The following is a 14,767-nucleotide window of genomic DNA, read 5'->3' as shown; positions in this document are numbered from 1 at the left end:
TGGGCGTTGGGGCCCGCCAGGATAATACCGGCATTTTGCCATAGACTTGTTAGCTCTGCTAAACAGTGGCGTGGAACCGACGCTGCTATCCGCCGACTATCAACAGCTCCGCGGCTTCGTCGCGGTCGCACAGCTGCTGAGCTTCAGCCGCGCCGCCGGGGCGATGGGCGTGTCCCCCTCCGCGCTGAGCCAGCTCGTCCGCGGGCTGGAGGAGCGGCTCGGGGCGCGATTGCTCAACCGCACCACGCGCAGCGTCTCGCTTACCGAAGCCGGGGCCGCGCTGCTCGCGCGCACCGAGCCGGCACTGGCCGAACTCGGCGAGGCGATGCTGCAGGTGCGGGCGGGCCGCGAAGGCGTTGCCGGGCGCGTGCGCGTCCACGCCTCGCGCTTCGCTGGCGAGCTGCATGTCCAGCCGATCCTTGCCAGCTTTGCGCGGGACTATCCCAACGTCGTGCTCGACATCGCGCTGGACGACACGGTGATCGACATCGTCGCGGGCGGCTATGACGTGGCGATCCGCATCGGCGAACTGATCGAGCGCGACATGGTCGCGCTGGCGCTCGGCACGGAGATGCGCCAGCTCGCCGTCGCGACGCCGGACTATGTCGCGGCGCATGGCGCGCCCGACCATCCGCGCGAGCTGCTGCGCCATCGCTGCATCCGCTGGCGCTGGCCGGGCGAGGCGGCGTCCTATCACTGGGAGTTCTGGGAGAATGGCTGGTTCCAGGTCGCGGTCGACGGACCGCTGATCCTCGACGACAAGCAGGCCTGTCTCGAGGCAGCGCTGCAAGGCATCGGCATCGCCTTCGCCATCGAGCCCAAGGTGCGCGGCCATATCGAAGCGGGCCGGCTGGTGCCGCTGCTCGAGCAATGGTCGGCGCCGTTCCCTGGCCATTATCTCTGCTACCCGCAGCAGCGCCACATGGCGCCGGCGGTGCGCGCGTTCATCGATGCGGTGCGGCGCGGGGGCTAGCGGGCTGTGCTCATCGAATAGGGCCGCACCGCCTTGCCTGTCGCCCAGCTCTTGTTGGGCGCCGCCTGCATCGTGAAGCGCAGCTCGCCGCCGGCGACGAGCTCTTCGTGCGTCAGGTAACCGCGCGCCAGGGGCCTGCCGTTGAGGGTGACCTTGCCGATGTATCCGTTCGCGTCCGACAGACCGTCCGCGACCACGGCGAAGTGCTTGCCGTTCGGCAGGTTGAGCGCCGCACGGTCGAGGAAGGGCCGGCCGATGACATATTGGTTCGAGCCGGGCGCCACGGGATAGAAGCCCAGCGCAGTGAACACGAGCCAGGCCGACATCTGGCCGAGATCGTCATTGCCCGAAAGTCCGTCCGGCGTCGGCTTGTACTGGCTCTCGACGATCTGCTTGAGCCGGGCCTGGGTACGCCAGGGCTGGCCGGCATAGGCGTATAGATAGGCGACGTGGTGGCTCGGCTCGTTGCCATGGATATACTGGCCGATCAGCCCGGCAATGTCCTCGGCATGGCTGTAGTCGAGCTTCGAATTGTCGAAATCGAACATCGCGTCGAGCTTCTTCACCGCCGCCGCCTCGCCGCCCAGCAGCGCGAACATGCCGGCCTGGTCCTGCGGCACGAACCACGAATATTGCCAGGCATTGCCCTCGGTATAGTCCGATCCATAGTTGATCGCAGTGGGATCGAAGGGCGCGCGGTAGCTGCCGTCGGACTTGCGGGCACGCAGGAACCCCGTCTTGGCATCGAAGCTGTTCCGCCAATTGCCGGCGCGCGCCTCGAAGGTGGCGGCGACATCCGCCTTCCCCATCGCCCGGGCCATGCGCGCGATGGTCCAGTCGTCATAAGCATATTCGACGGTCTTGGAGGCGGCTTCGGGCTCCTTGTCGATCGGGACATAGCCGAGCTTCATATACTGGTCCAAGCCGCCATAGGGACCGTAGGTCGCGCTCTTCACTGCCGCATCAAGCGCCGCACTCGGGTCGAAGCCGCGAATGCCCTTGAGCCAGGCGTCGGCGATTACCGGGACGGCGTGATAGCCGATCATCGTCCAGGTCTCGCGGCCATGGAACTGCCACACGGGCAGGATGCCGAAGGGGCTGACAGCCGAACTCGCGATCAGCGAATTGACGAAGTCGGCGTTCTTCTTTTCCGGCTGGGTGAGCAGCAGCAGCGGATGCTCGGCGCGGAATGTGTCCCACAGCGAAAAGGTCGAATGGAAGGTGAAGCCCTTGGCCTGGTGGACCTGGTCGTCCGGCCCGCGCCAGCGGCCGTCTGCGTCGGAGAAGACGCTGGGGGCGATCATGCTGTGATAGAGCGCGGTCGCGACGATCTTCTTCATCGGCGCGGGGCCATCCAGGTCGATCGCGCCGAGTGCCTTTTCCCAGGCCTTGCGGGTGGCCGCGCGGATCGCGTCGAAGCCGCCCGGCTCGCTATCGAGATTGGCGATGGCGCCGTCCTCGTCCACTGCGGAGATCGCGACCTTCACTTCGAGCGGCCTGTCGAGCGCGCCGAAATCAAGGCGCGCGACCAGTTCGCGCCCGGCGAGCTGCCGGGCATCGTCGGCGCCGCGGCTCGGGCCCTGGAAGCCCTTGTACTCGACCTTCTCCTCCCGGTTGAGGAAGGCATGGCCGGCGAGTGGCGCCGAGGGGCGGATCGCGAAGAACAGCTTGCGCGCCGGCGCCCAGCCGCGCGTCTCGCGCGCGCCGGTGATGGCGCCGTCGCTGCGGATGCGGATCGAGGACCACAGGATCTTGCCGGGATAATCGTAGAGCGAGCTGCGCAGGTCGAGCAGCAGATGCGCCGCCTTGCCGGTCGGAAAGGCATAGCGCTGTACGCCGATGCGCGTGCCGGCGGTCATCTCGGCCCGGACGCCCGGCTTGGCGAGGGTGACGGCGTAATAGCCGGGCTGGGCCCGCTCGGTCGCGTGATCGAAGGGCGAGCGATAGTCGTCGGGCCCGATACCCACCGCGTCCCCCGATATCGGCTGGATCAGGAAGTCGCCCAGGTCGGAATGGCCCGCACCCGAGAAATGGGTCATCGAGAAACCCTGGATCGTCGGGTCCTCGTAGCGATAGCCGGCGGCGTGGCTGTAGCATTTGCGGATCTGGCAGGTCGTGTCGGTGTCCGGGCTCAGCTGAATCATTCCGAACGGCGCGACGGCGCCGGGGAAAGTATGTCCCTCGCCGCCGGTGCCGATCATCGGATCGACGGCTTCATAGGTGGTTTGCGCCGCGATCGGCGCAGTGGTGAGCGACAGGGTGGCGAGCGCGGCGAGGCCGGTGCGGAGCTGGGCGAGCATGGCGCGAAGTTAGAGCATGGCCGGCGTTCGACTGCCAGTGGGCGGCAAAAACACTCTAATCCAAGTTAGTTGTCGGAACTTGGGGGGCTGGCTGCCGGTTTTTGCAGCATCCAGGAGAGATTCACAGACATGGCAACCCGCCCCCGCGATTTCGCGAACGACCTCGGCTCGCAATTTCTGAAGGACAGCTTCCAGCGCGGCTTGGCGCATTGGAACCGCGAGCGGCTGGAACCCGGATTCCCCAGCGCCGACTGGCAGAAGATCTATGAGCGCGACGTCAAGATGCAGCGGCTCGAAGGCGATTTCCTCGAGGAGCTTGGCGCCGAAGTGGCCGATGAGGCGGCGCAGGCGCCGACCGATGTCGAAGGCTTCATCGCCTGGTTCGAAGGGCTGAAGGGGGCCGGGCCCGGCGAGAGCGATCCGCTCTTCCCCTGGCTGGCCGAACAAGCCGATCGGGATCAGCTTCGATGGTTCTTCGAACAGGAGGCCGCGGGCGAAGCGGGGTTCGACGATCTCGTCGCGATGACGCAGGTCAAGCTGCCGACACGACCCAAGCTGGAGCTCGCCCGCAACTATTGGGACGAGATGGGCCATGGCACCGCCAAGGGCATGCACGGCCCGATGCTCGACGCGCTGGTCGAGACGCTCGAAGTGCACCCGGTGATCGAGAACACGGTGTGGGAGAGCCTGTGCCTCGCCAATGCAATGACTGCGATGGCGACCAATCGGCGCTACGCCTGGCATTCGGTCGGCGCGCTGGGCGTGATCGAGCTGACCGCGCCGTGGCGCGCCGGGCTGGTCGCCGAGGGGCTGAAGCGCGTCGGACTGACGCCGAAGGAAGCGCGCTATTTCACGCTGCACGCGGTGCTCGACGTGAAGCATAGCGAGGACTGGAACCGCGAGGCGATCCGCCCGGCAGTCGAGGAGGATCCGCGCCGCGCCACCGCGATGGCAGAGGGTGCGCTGATCCGGCTCAGATGCGGCGCGCGCTGCTTCGAAGCGTATCGAGCGCGACTCTGGGGCTGACGCGGCCTGGCGCGGCGGGCTAAGCCAAGGCGATGAAGATCGCCGCGTTCGCACTGCTCGCCCCTTTGTTCCTGTTCGCCGCGCCCGTGCCGGAAAGCAAGCGGCTCGATGTCCATTTTGGCGGGCGCGCAGTCGTCCAGGGACGCGAGATGCGCTTTGGCTGGCCCGGCACCTATGTCGAGGGGCGCTTCCGCGGCACGGAAGTCACCGCGCATGTCGAGACGCATGGCGATTTCCTGCGGCTGAGCGTGGACGGCAGGCCGTTCCAGACGATCGTCACGCCAGGGCCGGCGGAAGTGAAGATCGCCGGATTGAAGCCGGGCGCGCATCTGGTCCGCCTCGACAAGCTGACCGAGAGCCAGCAGGGCAGCAGCAGCTTCTTCGGCTTCACCACGCATGGCACGCCGCTGCCCGCGACCACCCGCCGCACCGCGATCGAGTTCATCGGCGATTCGCACAGCGTCGGCTATGGCAACACTTCCCGGTCCCGCGAGTGCACGCAGCAGCAAGTGCACGACACCACCGATACCAGCCAGGCGTTCGGGCCGGTGCTGGCGAAGCGGCTGGGCGCCGATTACCGGGTGATCGCCTATTCGGGGTACGGCGTGGTGCGCAATTATGCCGGCAAGTTTCCGGGCGAGAACCTGCCCTATCTCTATCCGCGCGCCATTCCCGGCGAGCCGGCACCCGCCGCGGTGGACGGCTGGAAGCCGCAAGTGATCGTGATCAACCTGGGAACCAACGACTTCTCGACCCCGGTGCATGCCGGCGAGGCTTGGGCGGATGCGGCAGCGCTGCACGGCGATTACCGCCAGCGCTACATCGATTTCGTCAAGGCGCTTCGGCGCAAGCAGCCCCAGACGCGGCTGGTGCTGATGGGCGCGGAGAATTTCTACCGCGATGTCGCCGCAGTGGCCGAGGCCGCCGGTGCGACGGCGGTGAAGGTGCCGCCGCTCGAGATGACGGGGTGCCATTGGCACCCGTCGCTCAAGGATCACCGGGTGATGGCAGCGCTTCTGGAGCCGATCGTCCGCCGGTCCGCGATCCCGGCGAAAGCCGGGACCCAGAGCCCCGACCGACGTCGCCCGTAGCCCTGGGCCCCGGCTTTCGCCGGGGGACGGGAACGGGTGACGGGAGATCACACCGCCTTCAGCGCTTCCTCGAAATCGGCGATGAGATCATCGGCATCCTCGACGCCGATCGAGATGCGCACGAGATTGTCGGTGATTCCCAGCGCCTGCTTGCGGGCATCGGGCACCGACAAATGCGTCATGCCGGCCGGATGGCTGGCCAGCGTCTCGGTGCCGCCCAGCGACACGGCGAGCTTGGCGATCTTGAGGCTGTCGAGGAATGCGAAGGCCTCCTTCTCGCCGCCCTTGAGGTACAGCGAGAAGGTCGATCCGGCGCCGGTGCAGTGGCGCTTGTAGATGTCGGCCTGGCGCGAGCCTTCCTCGAGGAAGCCGAGATAGCCGACATGCTCGACCTTGGGATGGGTGCGCAGGAATTCGCAGACCTTCACGGCATTCTCGCCGGCGCGGCTCATGCGCAACTCGAGCGTCTCCAGCGAACGCAGCAGCATCCAGGCGGTGTTGGGGTCGCAGATCGTGCCGATCGTGTTGCGCATCAGCCGGATCGTGTTGATGTGCTCCTTCGAGCCGAGCACGCCGCCCGCCACCAGGTCCGAATGGCCGCCGGCATATTTGGTCAGGCTGTAGACGACGATGTCGGCGCCCTGCTTGAGCGGCTGGGCCCAGAGCGGTCCCAGGAAGGTGTTGTCGATCGCGATCGGGGGCTTGGCGCCCTTGAAGATCGCATCGCGGCTGGCGCGCACGGCCTCGACATCGACCAGGGCGTTGGTCGGGTTGGCCGGCGATTCGAGATAGATCAGCGCGACGTTGCCGCTGGCGGCCTTGCTCAGCACCGCGTCGATCTCCTCGCGGGTGGCGCCGGCGGGGAAGTCGAGCCAGTGGACACCGAAGCGCCCGAGGATGCGGGCGATCAGCGTCTCGGTCGCGGCATAAAGCGGGCCCGAATGGACGATCGTGTCGCCCGGCTTGACCATCGACAGGAACAGCGTGGCGATCGCCGACATGCCGCTGGAGAAGGCCAGCGCGTCCTCGGCGCCTTCCCAGATGCCCAGGCGATCCTCGAGGATCTCCTGGTTCGGGCCGTTGAAGCGCGAATAGACCAGGCCGTCGGCACCGCCCGGGCGCTTGCCGGTGACCCCTTCGAAATGGCGCTTGCCGGCGGCGGCATTGGGGAAGACGAAGGTCGAGGTGAGGAAGATCGGCGGCTTCAGCGAGCCTTCCGAAAGCACCGGATCATAGCCATGGCCCATCATCATCGTGCTGGGCTTGAGCTTGCGGTTGCCGACCTTGTCGACGTTCGCCTTGGGACGGCGCCGGGGGGTGGCGCCGGTCAGGTCGGCTTCGGTTTCGTCGGTCATGCAGGCTCTCCAGGCATTCGCGCGGTCCTCGCGCTTTAGTATCATCCGTAACGAAGCGGGGCGGCGAAGGACACCCCCGTCCGCACCAACGCGCGCGCGAAGGAACCGTTACGGCGCGAACCCCGCTTGCACGGCGCCGACGATGGCGCAGCATTCCCGCCTCTCCGTGGCGTGAAAGGAAAAACGGATGCCGGACAACGCCTTGCTCAAGCGACTCGCGCAGATCTATGCCGGCGAAGCGATCCGCTATCCGCACCTCAAGTCGATCACGCTCGCCCAGTGGATGCTGGAGAGCGGCAGGATGAGCTCCGAGCTGGCGACGGTCCATTATAATTGCGGCGGCCTGAAGTGGCGGCCCGAAATGGCGCCCTATGCGACGCGGATCCTCTACCAGGCGCATGATGGTCTCGACGCCTATTGCAAGTTCGCTACGCTGGAGAACTTCATCGCCGGCTATTGGGCGTTCATCGGCCGCGCGCCCTATTCGGGCTGGGAGACCCATGTCGACAGCGCCGAGGACTATATCCGCTTCATCGGCCCGATCTACACGCCCTCTGCGGACTATGCCGGCAAGGTGCTGGGACTGGAGGACGAGGCGGCGGCGCTGCTTGCGCAATTTGCCGAGGGCGAAGTGCGGACGGAAAGCGCCGGCGCCACCGATATCGGCACGATCATCCTCGATCCCGGCCATGGCGGCACCGCCAAGGTGGAAGGCAGCTCGCCCAACAACGCCGTCAGCGTGAGTGGCGTGAAGGAGAAGAAGCTCACGCTCGATTTCTGCATGATCCTGCGCGACCTGCTGATCGACAAGGCGGAGGCCGCAAACCTGGCGATCAACGTGGTGCTGACGCGGACCAGGGACGAGAATCTGGGCCTGAAGAAGCGCGCGGCCTTTGCCGGTGCACACAAGGCGAAGGCGCTGATCTGCCTGCACTTCAACGGCCTCGACAGACCGGAGGTCTCGGGGTCGGAGACCTATCATGCCGATGCCGCGCACGGGAACCAGAACCTCGCGGCGGACAAGGCCTTTGCGGGTGCGGTCCATGCCGCCTGGATGGCGGGCATGCGCCGCTTCCCCCCAGGCCAAGGACCGTGGGCTAAAGGCCGAGTCGGATTCGGGCCCGGGCGGCCTTACGATCCTGGCCGATGCCAATCTCGGCAATACGCCGCAGCGCATGTGCGTGGGTGCCTATATCGAAGGCGAGTTCATCACCAATCCGACGATCGACAGCCTGCTGATCTCGGGTCCCGATGCGGTAGCCAACCGGCACGCACTGCTCGGATCGGTCGCCGATGCGGTGATCGGCTATATGCGCGCGCACTAGGGCTGGGGTGCGATCCCGATAATGCTGATCTGCCGGCCGTAGTCCGGCTCGCTGCGATGCGTGGCGCGGCGGAAGCTGTAGAAATTCCCGGCCTGGGCATAGGTGTCCTCGCCGAGCATCTCGACGGTGCGGATGCCGGCCGATGCCAGTCGGTGGGCGACATAGGCTTCGAGATCGAACTGCCAGTGATCGTCGCGCCGGCCTTCGGTGAAGAAGCGCTCATTCTCCGGATCGGCTTCGGCGAAGCGCTGGAGGAAGCCGCGATCGACTTCATAGGAGGCGCGGGCGATGGAGGGGCCGACCGCGGCGACGATGCGTTCCCGTTGCGCGCCGAGCGATTCCATCGCGGCGATGGTCGAATCGGTGACGCCGCCGATCGCGCCCTTCCACCCGGCATGCGCGGCGCCGACGACACCGGCTTCGCGGTCGGCCAACAGCACCGGCGCGCAATCGGCGGTGAGGATGCCGAGCGCGAGACCCGGGCGATCGGTGACCAGCGCATCGGCATGCGGGCGCAGGCGATCCTCGAACGGCTCGACGATCACGACGCAGTCGGGCGAATGGACCTGGTAGAGCGTGACCAAGCGGGCGCCGGGCAGCACCGATTCGGTCGCGCGGCGGCGGTTCTCGGCGATCAGCGCGGGATCGTCCGTGGAGCCTAGCCCGACATTGAGGCTCGCCATGTCGCCGATCGAGACCCCGCCCTTGCGGCCCAGGAAACCGTGGGCAACGCCGTGCAGCGCGCGGGCCTGGTAAACCTCCACTTCGCTCACAGCGTGCATCGCATCAGCCGGTCCTCATCCTCATGATCGCCGACCATGAAGATATAGGGGCCCTGATCCTCGAAGCCGTTCTTCTGGTAGAAGCGCCTGGCGCGGTGGTTGTCGACATAGACCGACAGCCACATCTCCTCGGCACCGCGGGCGCGGCCCTGGTCGAGCGCCCAGTCGATCAGCACCTGTGCCGCGCCGCTGCCCTTGGCGCGCTCGTCGAGATAGAGCTGACGGAGTTCGTAGGTGCTGGCCGTGGTCTCGGCCGGGAGCGTCAGGGTGCTCACCTTGGAGAAGCCGGCCAGGCCCTGCTCGTCCTCGGCGAGGCGGAAGGCGAGGCCCGGTTCGGCGAATTCCTCGGTCCAGGCTTCGGGCGTGAACTTGCCGAGGAACGCGGCAAGGTCCGCGGGCTGGTAGAGGTGGCCGAAGGTCGCAACGAAGCTCACGCGGAACAGCGCATCGATCGCGGGCAGGTCGTCGAGGGTGGCGTCGCGGTAGTGCATGGTCTCTTTCATTCGAACCCAGCCGGCACCGGCCAGCCGGGGGCGGTGAGGGCGATCACCTTGAACAGGTCGCCCATCTGCTCGGGATCGACCAGCCGCTCGCGATCGGTGGCGAGCTGCCCGGCGCGGTCGGGTGTGGCCAGCGAAAGCGCGGCGGTGCGCTCGGTGATGCCCAGCCGCATCAGGAAATCGCCCTGCGTGACGGGGCCGTGGACGACCAGTCCCTCGGCCTCGGCAGCTTCCTTGAGCGTGGCGAAATCGACATGAGCGGTGAGATCCGCTTCACCGGGCTCATCGAACGGGTTGGCGTATTCGTGGCCCTTCACCGCCTGTAGCGTGTCGCCGATCGCGGGGCCCCAATAGCCATAGTCGACGATCAGCGCGGCGCCGCCCTGTTCGGTAAGCCGCGCGGCGAGCTGGCGCAGCACCGCGACGCTGGCCGGGGAAGTCTCGAGGATCGAGCCCGGCGCCGCATCCTTGAAGTCGCGCGGGATGATCATGTCGAAGCTGCGGTCGCCAGCGATCGGCAGGAACAGCGTGTCCTGGCAGGCGACCAGCCGCTCGCGCCAGCCCTCTGCCGTGGCGATCAGCTGGCGGATCGGCAGCGCGTCGAAGAATTCGTTGGCGACGAAGACCAGCGGCGCATCGTCGGGCAGGCCGATCAGCTCGAGATGGAATTCGGCGCCCGGCACGCGCTCGGCCTGGACGGCGCGCAACATCGGGCTCGTCTCGATCAGGTCGACCGGCGGCGTCAGCCCGGCCTTGGCCATCGCCCGCAACGCATCGGCGGCAAGCGTGCCGCGGCCCGGGCCCAGCTCGACATAGCGGATCGGCGGCTGGCCGGCGCGCTGCCACAGATCCGCCACCCACAGCCCGACCAGCTCGCCGAACATCTGGCTGATCTCGGGCGAGGTGGTGAAGTCGCCGCGCGCGCCCAGCGGATCGCGCGTGCCGTAATAATGCGCGTTGGCCGCGCCCATGAACTGCGAGAGCGGGATCGGCCCGGCCATGGTGATGGCGCGGGAGAGCCGCTCGGCGAGCAGGGGCTCGGCGGCGTTGGCGCTGCGCTCCTGCTGCCCGGCGTCGAGGGGGCCCTTCTCTACTGGAACGTCGCGCACTTCAGGCCACGCTCTCCGCGCTCGCGATCGGCTCGACCCGCTCGCGCCGGCCCCTGGCGGTGGCGATCAGGTAGATGCCGCCGATGATCATTGGCAGGCACAGCACCTGGCCCATATGGATGACGTTCTCGAACATCGTGCCGGCGAACTGCGCATCGGGCTCGCGGAAATATTCGACGAAGAAGCGGAAGGCGCCATAGCCGAGCAGGAAGATGCCGACGAGCTTGCCCGGCTCGTAGCGCGCCTTGGTGCGCCAGAAGGCGAACCAGAGGATGGCGAACAGCACGATCCCCTCGAGCCCCGCTTCGTAGAGTTGGCTCGGGTGGCGTGCCACGTCGCCGGCGCCGGGAAAGACGATCGCCCAGGGCAGGTTGGCAGGCTTGCCCCACAGCTCGCCGTTCACGAAATTGGCGAGGCGGCCGAAGAACAGGCCGAAGGGGACGACGCACGCGACATAGTCGTGGACGCGCAGCCAGTTAAGCTTCTGCTGGCGGCACATCAGGATGATCGCCAGCGTGGTGCCGAGCACGCCGCCATGGAACGACATGCCGCCGTCCCACAGCTTGAAGATCTCGACCGGGTGCTGGATGAACCGGTCGAGCCCGTAGAACAGCACATAGCCCAGGCGCCCGCCCAGGATGATGCCGAGCGTCGCATAGAAGACGAGATCGTCGGCGTGCTTCTTGCTCATCGGCGCGCCGGGTTCGCGCAGTAGGCGGAGCAGATACCACCAGCCGATCAGGATGCCGGCGATATAGGCCAGCGAATACCATTTGATGTCGAAGAAGCCGAGCGACAGCGCGACCTTGTTCAGGCCGAGATCGGCGAAATGGATATGCTGGGCGGCCGTGGCGGCCAGGGTGGCAAGCAGCACTGATGTCCCTCCGGGTGTACCGCCCGATAGAACAGGTGGTGGGCAAACCCAAGGGGTTCGCGGCGGAGACGGATTTATTCCCTCGCCACCCTGGGTCAGGCCGGGGTGGCGGGATAGGTCAGGGATGACAGTCCCCAGCCCGCAGGATAGAGGAGGCCCGATGAAGGTCGAACTCGGCAAGCTCGCGAAGCTGGACCGGCGCACGCTGCTGATCGGCGGGGGCGTGGGCGTCGGGCTGGTGGTCGCCTGGGCGGTGTGGCCGCGTACCTATCTCCCCAATCTCACCGCGGCGCCGGGCGAGAGCCTGTTCGGCGCCTGGCTCAAGATCGGCGCGGACGGGCATGTCTCGGTCGCGATTCCCCAGTGCGAGGAAGGGCAGGGCGTGTTCACCGCCATGCCGCAGATCATCGCCGACGAGCTGGGCGCGGACTGGAAGCTGGTGGGGGTGGAGCCGGCGCCGCTCAACCCGCTCTATGCCAATCCGCTCGCCGCCGAGACGCTGTTCGAACTCGCGCTGGGCGGCCTGCCCGAGCAATTGCGCCGCAGCCATGCCGCGCGCTCGGGGCTGATGCTCACCGGCTGCTCGACATCGATCCGCAGCTTCGAGGATCAGCTGCGCCACGCCGGCGCCGCCGCGCGGGTGCTGCTGTGCAAGGCGGCGTCGCGGCGCTGGGGCACCGAGTGGCAGAGCTGCGACACTGCCGGCGGTCAGGTTATACACGGCAATTCGAAGCTCGGCTTCGGCGAACTCGCGGCCGACGCGGCGGACGAGAGTGTGCCCGGCGACGTGCCGCTGCGCACCGGCGAGGCCAACCGGCTCTATGGCCAGCCGCTCCCCCGGCTCGATGCGCCGGCCAAGGTGGACGGCAGCCTGCTCTATGCCGCCGATGTCCGCCTGCCCAACATGGTGTTCGCCTCGATCCGGATGGGGCCGATCGGCGAGACCGAGCTGGTCAAGCTTGACCGGGCGGCTGCCAACAAGGTGCCGGGCATGCTCGCGGTGGTGACGACCAGCGACTGGGTCGCCGCGGTCGCGAACAATGGCTGGGCGGCGCAGCGCGCGATCGATGCGATGCGGCCACGCTTCAAGGTCCCCGAAGCGGTGATCAACAATGATTCAATCGCCGATGCGCTGAACGCCGCGCTTGATGCCGGTGGCGCGCGGTTGCACGAGGCGGGCGATCTCGCCTCCGACTTCCGCGGGGCGAAGGTGGTCAATGCCGAGTACCGCGTCGATGTCGCGCTGCACGCCGCGCTGGAGCCGATGACCTGCACGGCGTCCTATGCCGAGGGACATCTCTCGCTGTGGTTGCCCACCCAGGCGCCGGGGCTGGCGCGGGCGGCGGCGGCGCGGGCCATCGGCATCGGCGAAGGCGCGGTGACGGTGCACGCGACGATGGCCGGCGGCTCGTTCGGCGCCAAGCTGGAGCATGAAGTGGCGGCGCAAGCGGCGGTGCTTGCGCAGAAGATCGGCCGGCCGGTGCAGCTCACCTGGCCGCGCGGCGAGGACATGCGGCACGACCGCTATCGTCCGCCGGCGATCGGGCGGCTGACCGGCAAGCTCAACGGGCGCGGCCAGGTCACCGGCCTGCTCGCCAAGATCGCGGCGCCGGAGATGGGACGCGAGCTGGCGACGCGGCTGCTCGGCAGCGATCCGGTCGTCCAGGCCTCGCTCGCACTGCCGGGCAAGGGCGATCCTTCGGCGGTGGCGGGCGCGGAGCCCATCTACGGCATCCCCAATTACGCGGTCGACCACCACCCCGCCGTGATCGGCGTGCCGACCGGATACTGGCGCTCGGGCGCGCACAGCTACAATTGCTTCTTTATCGAGAGCTTCCTCGACGAGCTGGCGCATGTCGCCGAGCAGGATGCGGTGTCGTTCCGCATGGCGATGCTGGGCAACGAGACGCGGCTCGCGCGGTGCCTGCAGACCGCGGCGCAGCTCGGCGGCTGGCAGGGCGGGCAGCCGGGCAGCGGCCAGGGCATCGCCTGCCACGCGTTTCGCGGCTCCTATATCGCGGTGATGGCCGAAGCGAAGCTCGAGGGGCGCAAGGTCCGGGTCGAGCGGCTGGTCGCCGCGGTCGATTGCGGGCGGATCGTGAATCCCGATCTGGTCAAGCAGCAGATCGAAGGCGGGCTGATCTTCGGCATGGCCGCGGCGATCGCGGGATCGACCGGCTTCACCGAGAATGTGGCGGACGTGCGCGAGCTGTCCGAGCTTGGCCTGCCGACGCTCGCCGACGCGCCTGACATCACTGTCGAGCTGATCCGCAACGCAGCGGACCCCGGCGGGGTGAGCGAATTGGGCGTGCCGGCCGTCGCCCCGGCCATCGCCAACGCGCTGCAATCGGCGAGCGGCGTACGCTTCCGGGTGCTGCCCTTGCTATCGGACGCCGAATGATCTGGCCGGAAAAACATGTACCCGTCGCGACCGGCAAGATCGGCGTGCTGCTGGTCAACCTCGGCACGCCCGATGCGCCCGAGCCCGGCGCGGTGCGGCGCTATCTGGGCGAGTTCCTGTCCGATCGCCGGGTGGTGGAGATATCGCCCTTTCTGTGGCAGCCGATCCTGCGCGGGATCATCCTGCGCACCCGGCCGAAGAAGTCCGCTCATGCCTATGCCCAGGTCTGGCGCGAGGACGGCTCGCCGCTCGCCGCGATCAGCATCGCCCAGGCAGAGGCCTTGCGGCACGCCTTCGGGCCGGACGTGATTGTCGCCAATGCGATGCGCTACGGCCAGCCGGCGATCGCGGGACAGCTCCAGCAGCTGAAGGCGCGTGGCTGCGAGCGCATCCTGGTGGCACCGCTCTATCCGCAATATTGCGCGGCGACGACCGCGACGGCCAATGACGCGGCCTTCGCCACGCTGGCCGGCATGCGGTGGCAGCCGGCGCTGCGCACGCTGCCGCCCTATCACGACCATCCCGCCTATATCACCGCGCTCAGGGCCTCGGTGGAAGAGAGCCTGGCCCGGCAGGATTTCGCGCCCGATGCGGTCCTGGCAAGCTTCCATGGCATGCCCGAGCGGACGCTTCACCTGGGCGACCCCTATCACTGCCATTGCCAGAAGACCGCGCGGTTGCTCGGCGAGGCGCTTGGGCGGGAACTGATCGTCACCTTCCAGTCGCGCTTCGGCAAGGCGAAATGGCTGGAGCCCGCGACCGACACGATTCTCGCCGAGTTGCCGACCAGGGGGGTGAAGAAGATCGCCATCGTCGCCCCGGGCTTCTCCGCCGATTGCCTGGAGACGCTGGAGGAGCTGGAAATCCGCGGGCGCGAGACCTTCCTCGCCGCGGGCGGCACCCATTTCGCCTATCTTCCCTGTCTCAACGACAGCCAGGGCGGCATCGAGATGCTGCGCACAATTTTGAGTGAGGAGCTTGCGGGCTGGACCCGGCCTGCCTAGCGTCCGCTGCAACCCATAGAGGAGAGG

13 protein-coding genes and 2 pseudogenes are annotated in these 14,767 nt (G+C 67.6%); 8 read left to right on the top strand and 7 right to left on the bottom strand.

Translation table 11 applies throughout. The features are described from left to right. Positions 1–70: 70 nt before the first annotated feature. Complete coding sequence (locus tag AC1RPL_RS18490; protein ID WP_493071421.1) at positions 71–973, top strand: LysR family transcriptional regulator; 903 nt, start codon at positions 71–73, stop codon at positions 971–973. Here the strand turns inward: AC1RPL_RS18490 and AC1RPL_RS18485 are convergent. Next, a complete protein-coding gene (locus AC1RPL_RS18485; RefSeq protein WP_493071419.1) occupies positions 970–3,273 on the bottom strand; it encodes a GH92 family glycosyl hydrolase in 2,304 nt (767 codons plus the stop codon). The two genes, AC1RPL_RS18490 and AC1RPL_RS18485, sit on opposite strands and share 4 nt — an antisense overlap. Before the next feature lie 129 nt (positions 3,274–3,402). Here AC1RPL_RS18485 and AC1RPL_RS18480 point away from each other — a divergent pair, with 129 nt between their 5' ends. After that, a complete protein-coding gene (locus AC1RPL_RS18480) occupies positions 3,403–4,299 on the top strand; it encodes an iron-containing redox enzyme family protein (protein ID WP_493071417.1) in 897 nt (298 codons plus the stop codon). Positions 4,300–4,331: 32 nt separating this feature from the next. Next, complete coding sequence (locus AC1RPL_RS18475; RefSeq protein ID WP_493071415.1) at positions 4,332–5,390, top strand: SGNH/GDSL hydrolase family protein; 1,059 nt, start codon at positions 4,332–4,334, stop codon at positions 5,388–5,390. A gap of 47 nt (positions 5,391–5,437) precedes the next feature. Here AC1RPL_RS18475 and AC1RPL_RS18470 read toward each other — a convergent pair whose 3' ends face one another. Then, positions 5,438–6,745: a cystathionine gamma-synthase family protein gene (locus tag AC1RPL_RS18470; RefSeq protein ID WP_493071413.1), complete on the bottom strand. Its 1,308-nt coding sequence runs from the start codon at positions 6,743–6,745 to the stop codon at positions 5,438–5,440. 187 nt (positions 6,746–6,932) lie between these two features. Between AC1RPL_RS18470 and AC1RPL_RS18465 the strand changes: the two are divergent. Further along, positions 6,933–7,265 (top strand): annotated as a pseudogene (locus tag AC1RPL_RS18465) (glucosaminidase domain-containing protein); the annotation flags it as partial. Between the two features lie 41 nt (positions 7,266–7,306). On the opposite strand, the gene AC1RPL_RS18460 reads toward AC1RPL_RS18465, so the two are convergent. Beyond that, positions 7,307–7,528, bottom strand: a complete 222-nt coding sequence (locus AC1RPL_RS18460; RefSeq protein WP_493071411.1) for a hypothetical protein — start codon at positions 7,526–7,528, stop codon at positions 7,307–7,309. Here AC1RPL_RS18460 and AC1RPL_RS18455 point away from each other — a divergent pair. Both AC1RPL_RS18455 and AC1RPL_RS18450 read left to right on the top strand, forming a co-directional pair. Next, positions 7,452–7,736 (top strand): annotated as a pseudogene (locus AC1RPL_RS18455) (N-acetylmuramoyl-L-alanine amidase family protein); the annotation flags it as partial. The gene AC1RPL_RS18460 and the pseudogene AC1RPL_RS18455 sit on opposite strands and share 77 nt — an antisense overlap. A 52-nt stretch (positions 7,737–7,788) precedes the next feature. Continuing rightward, the gene (locus AC1RPL_RS18450; RefSeq protein WP_493071409.1) at positions 7,789–8,070 is read left to right on the top strand and encodes a hypothetical protein; all 282 of its coding nucleotides are present in this window, start codon (positions 7,789–7,791) and stop codon (positions 8,068–8,070) included. Here the strand turns inward: AC1RPL_RS18450 and pgeF are convergent. The 4 genes from pgeF to lgt form a co-directional block, all read right to left on the bottom strand. Continuing rightward, positions 8,067–8,852 (bottom strand): peptidoglycan editing factor PgeF, encoded by a 786-nt coding sequence (gene pgeF, locus AC1RPL_RS18445; RefSeq protein WP_493071408.1) that lies wholly within the window; start codon positions 8,850–8,852, stop codon positions 8,067–8,069. The two genes, AC1RPL_RS18450 and pgeF, sit on opposite strands and share 4 nt — an antisense overlap. Next, positions 8,840–9,343: a GNAT family N-acetyltransferase gene (locus AC1RPL_RS18440; RefSeq protein ID WP_493071406.1), complete on the bottom strand. Its 504-nt coding sequence runs from the start codon at positions 9,341–9,343 to the stop codon at positions 8,840–8,842. Before AC1RPL_RS18440 ends, pgeF begins: the two co-directional genes overlap by 13 nt. An 8-nt stretch (positions 9,344–9,351) precedes the next feature. After that, positions 9,352–10,353 carry a class I SAM-dependent methyltransferase gene (locus AC1RPL_RS18435; protein ID WP_493071800.1) on the bottom strand — a complete coding sequence of 334 codons (1,002 nt, stop codon included), beginning with the start codon at positions 10,351–10,353 and terminating at the stop codon, positions 9,352–9,354. A gap of 109 nt (positions 10,354–10,462) precedes the next feature. Continuing rightward, entirely contained in the window at positions 10,463–11,332 is an 870-nt protein-coding gene (gene lgt / locus AC1RPL_RS18430) for a prolipoprotein diacylglyceryl transferase (protein WP_493071798.1), read from the bottom strand. 163 nt (positions 11,333–11,495) lie between these two features. Between lgt and AC1RPL_RS18425 the strand changes: the two genes are divergently transcribed. Further along, complete coding sequence (locus tag AC1RPL_RS18425; protein ID WP_493071404.1) at positions 11,496–13,736, top strand: xanthine dehydrogenase family protein molybdopterin-binding subunit; 2,241 nt, start codon at positions 11,496–11,498, stop codon at positions 13,734–13,736. Continuing rightward, positions 13,733–14,740, top strand: a complete 1,008-nt coding sequence (hemH, locus tag AC1RPL_RS18420) for a ferrochelatase (protein WP_493071403.1) — start codon at positions 13,733–13,735, stop codon at positions 14,738–14,740. The genes AC1RPL_RS18425 and hemH overlap by 4 nt, the downstream gene beginning before the upstream one ends. Positions 14,741–14,767: the final 27 nt, after the last annotated feature.

Source organism: Sphingomonas sp. GW821-FHT12D09, from assembly GCF_058807215.1.
The sequence above is the reverse complement of the archived record's forward strand: the minus strand, read 5'-3'. Positions and strand labels throughout refer to the sequence as shown.

Excerpts from the sequence above, each read along its gene's own strand:
- AC1RPL_RS18485 (WP_493071419.1), bottom strand. The coding sequence starts at position 3,273 with ATGCTCGCCCAGCTCCGCACCGGCCTCGCCGCGCTCGCCACCCTGTCG.
- AC1RPL_RS18480 (WP_493071417.1), top strand. The coding sequence starts at position 3,403 with ATGGCAACCCGCCCCCGCGATTTCGCGAACGACCTCGGCTCGCAATTT.
- AC1RPL_RS18475 (WP_493071415.1), top strand. The coding sequence starts at position 4,332 with ATGAAGATCGCCGCGTTCGCACTGCTCGCCCCTTTGTTCCTGTTCGCC.
- AC1RPL_RS18470 (WP_493071413.1), bottom strand. The coding sequence starts at position 6,745 with ATGACCGACGAAACCGAAGCCGACCTGACCGGCGCCACCCCCCGGCGC.
- AC1RPL_RS18460 (WP_493071411.1), bottom strand. The coding sequence starts at position 7,528 with ATGCAGAAATCGAGCGTGAGCTTCTTCTCCTTCACGCCACTCACGCTG.
- AC1RPL_RS18450 (WP_493071409.1), top strand. The coding sequence starts at position 7,789 with ATGCCGCCTGGATGGCGGGCATGCGCCGCTTCCCCCCAGGCCAAGGAC.
- pgeF (WP_493071408.1), bottom strand. The coding sequence starts at position 8,852 with ATGCACGCTGTGAGCGAAGTGGAGGTTTACCAGGCCCGCGCGCTGCAC.
- AC1RPL_RS18440 (WP_493071406.1), bottom strand. The coding sequence starts at position 9,343 with ATGCACTACCGCGACGCCACCCTCGACGACCTGCCCGCGATCGATGCG.
- AC1RPL_RS18435 (WP_493071800.1), bottom strand. The coding sequence starts at position 10,353 with ATGGCCGGGCCGATCCCGCTCTCGCAGTTCATGGGCGCGGCCAACGCG.
- AC1RPL_RS18425 (WP_493071404.1), top strand. The coding sequence starts at position 11,496 with ATGAAGGTCGAACTCGGCAAGCTCGCGAAGCTGGACCGGCGCACGCTG.
- hemH (WP_493071403.1), top strand. The coding sequence starts at position 13,733 with ATGATCTGGCCGGAAAAACATGTACCCGTCGCGACCGGCAAGATCGGC.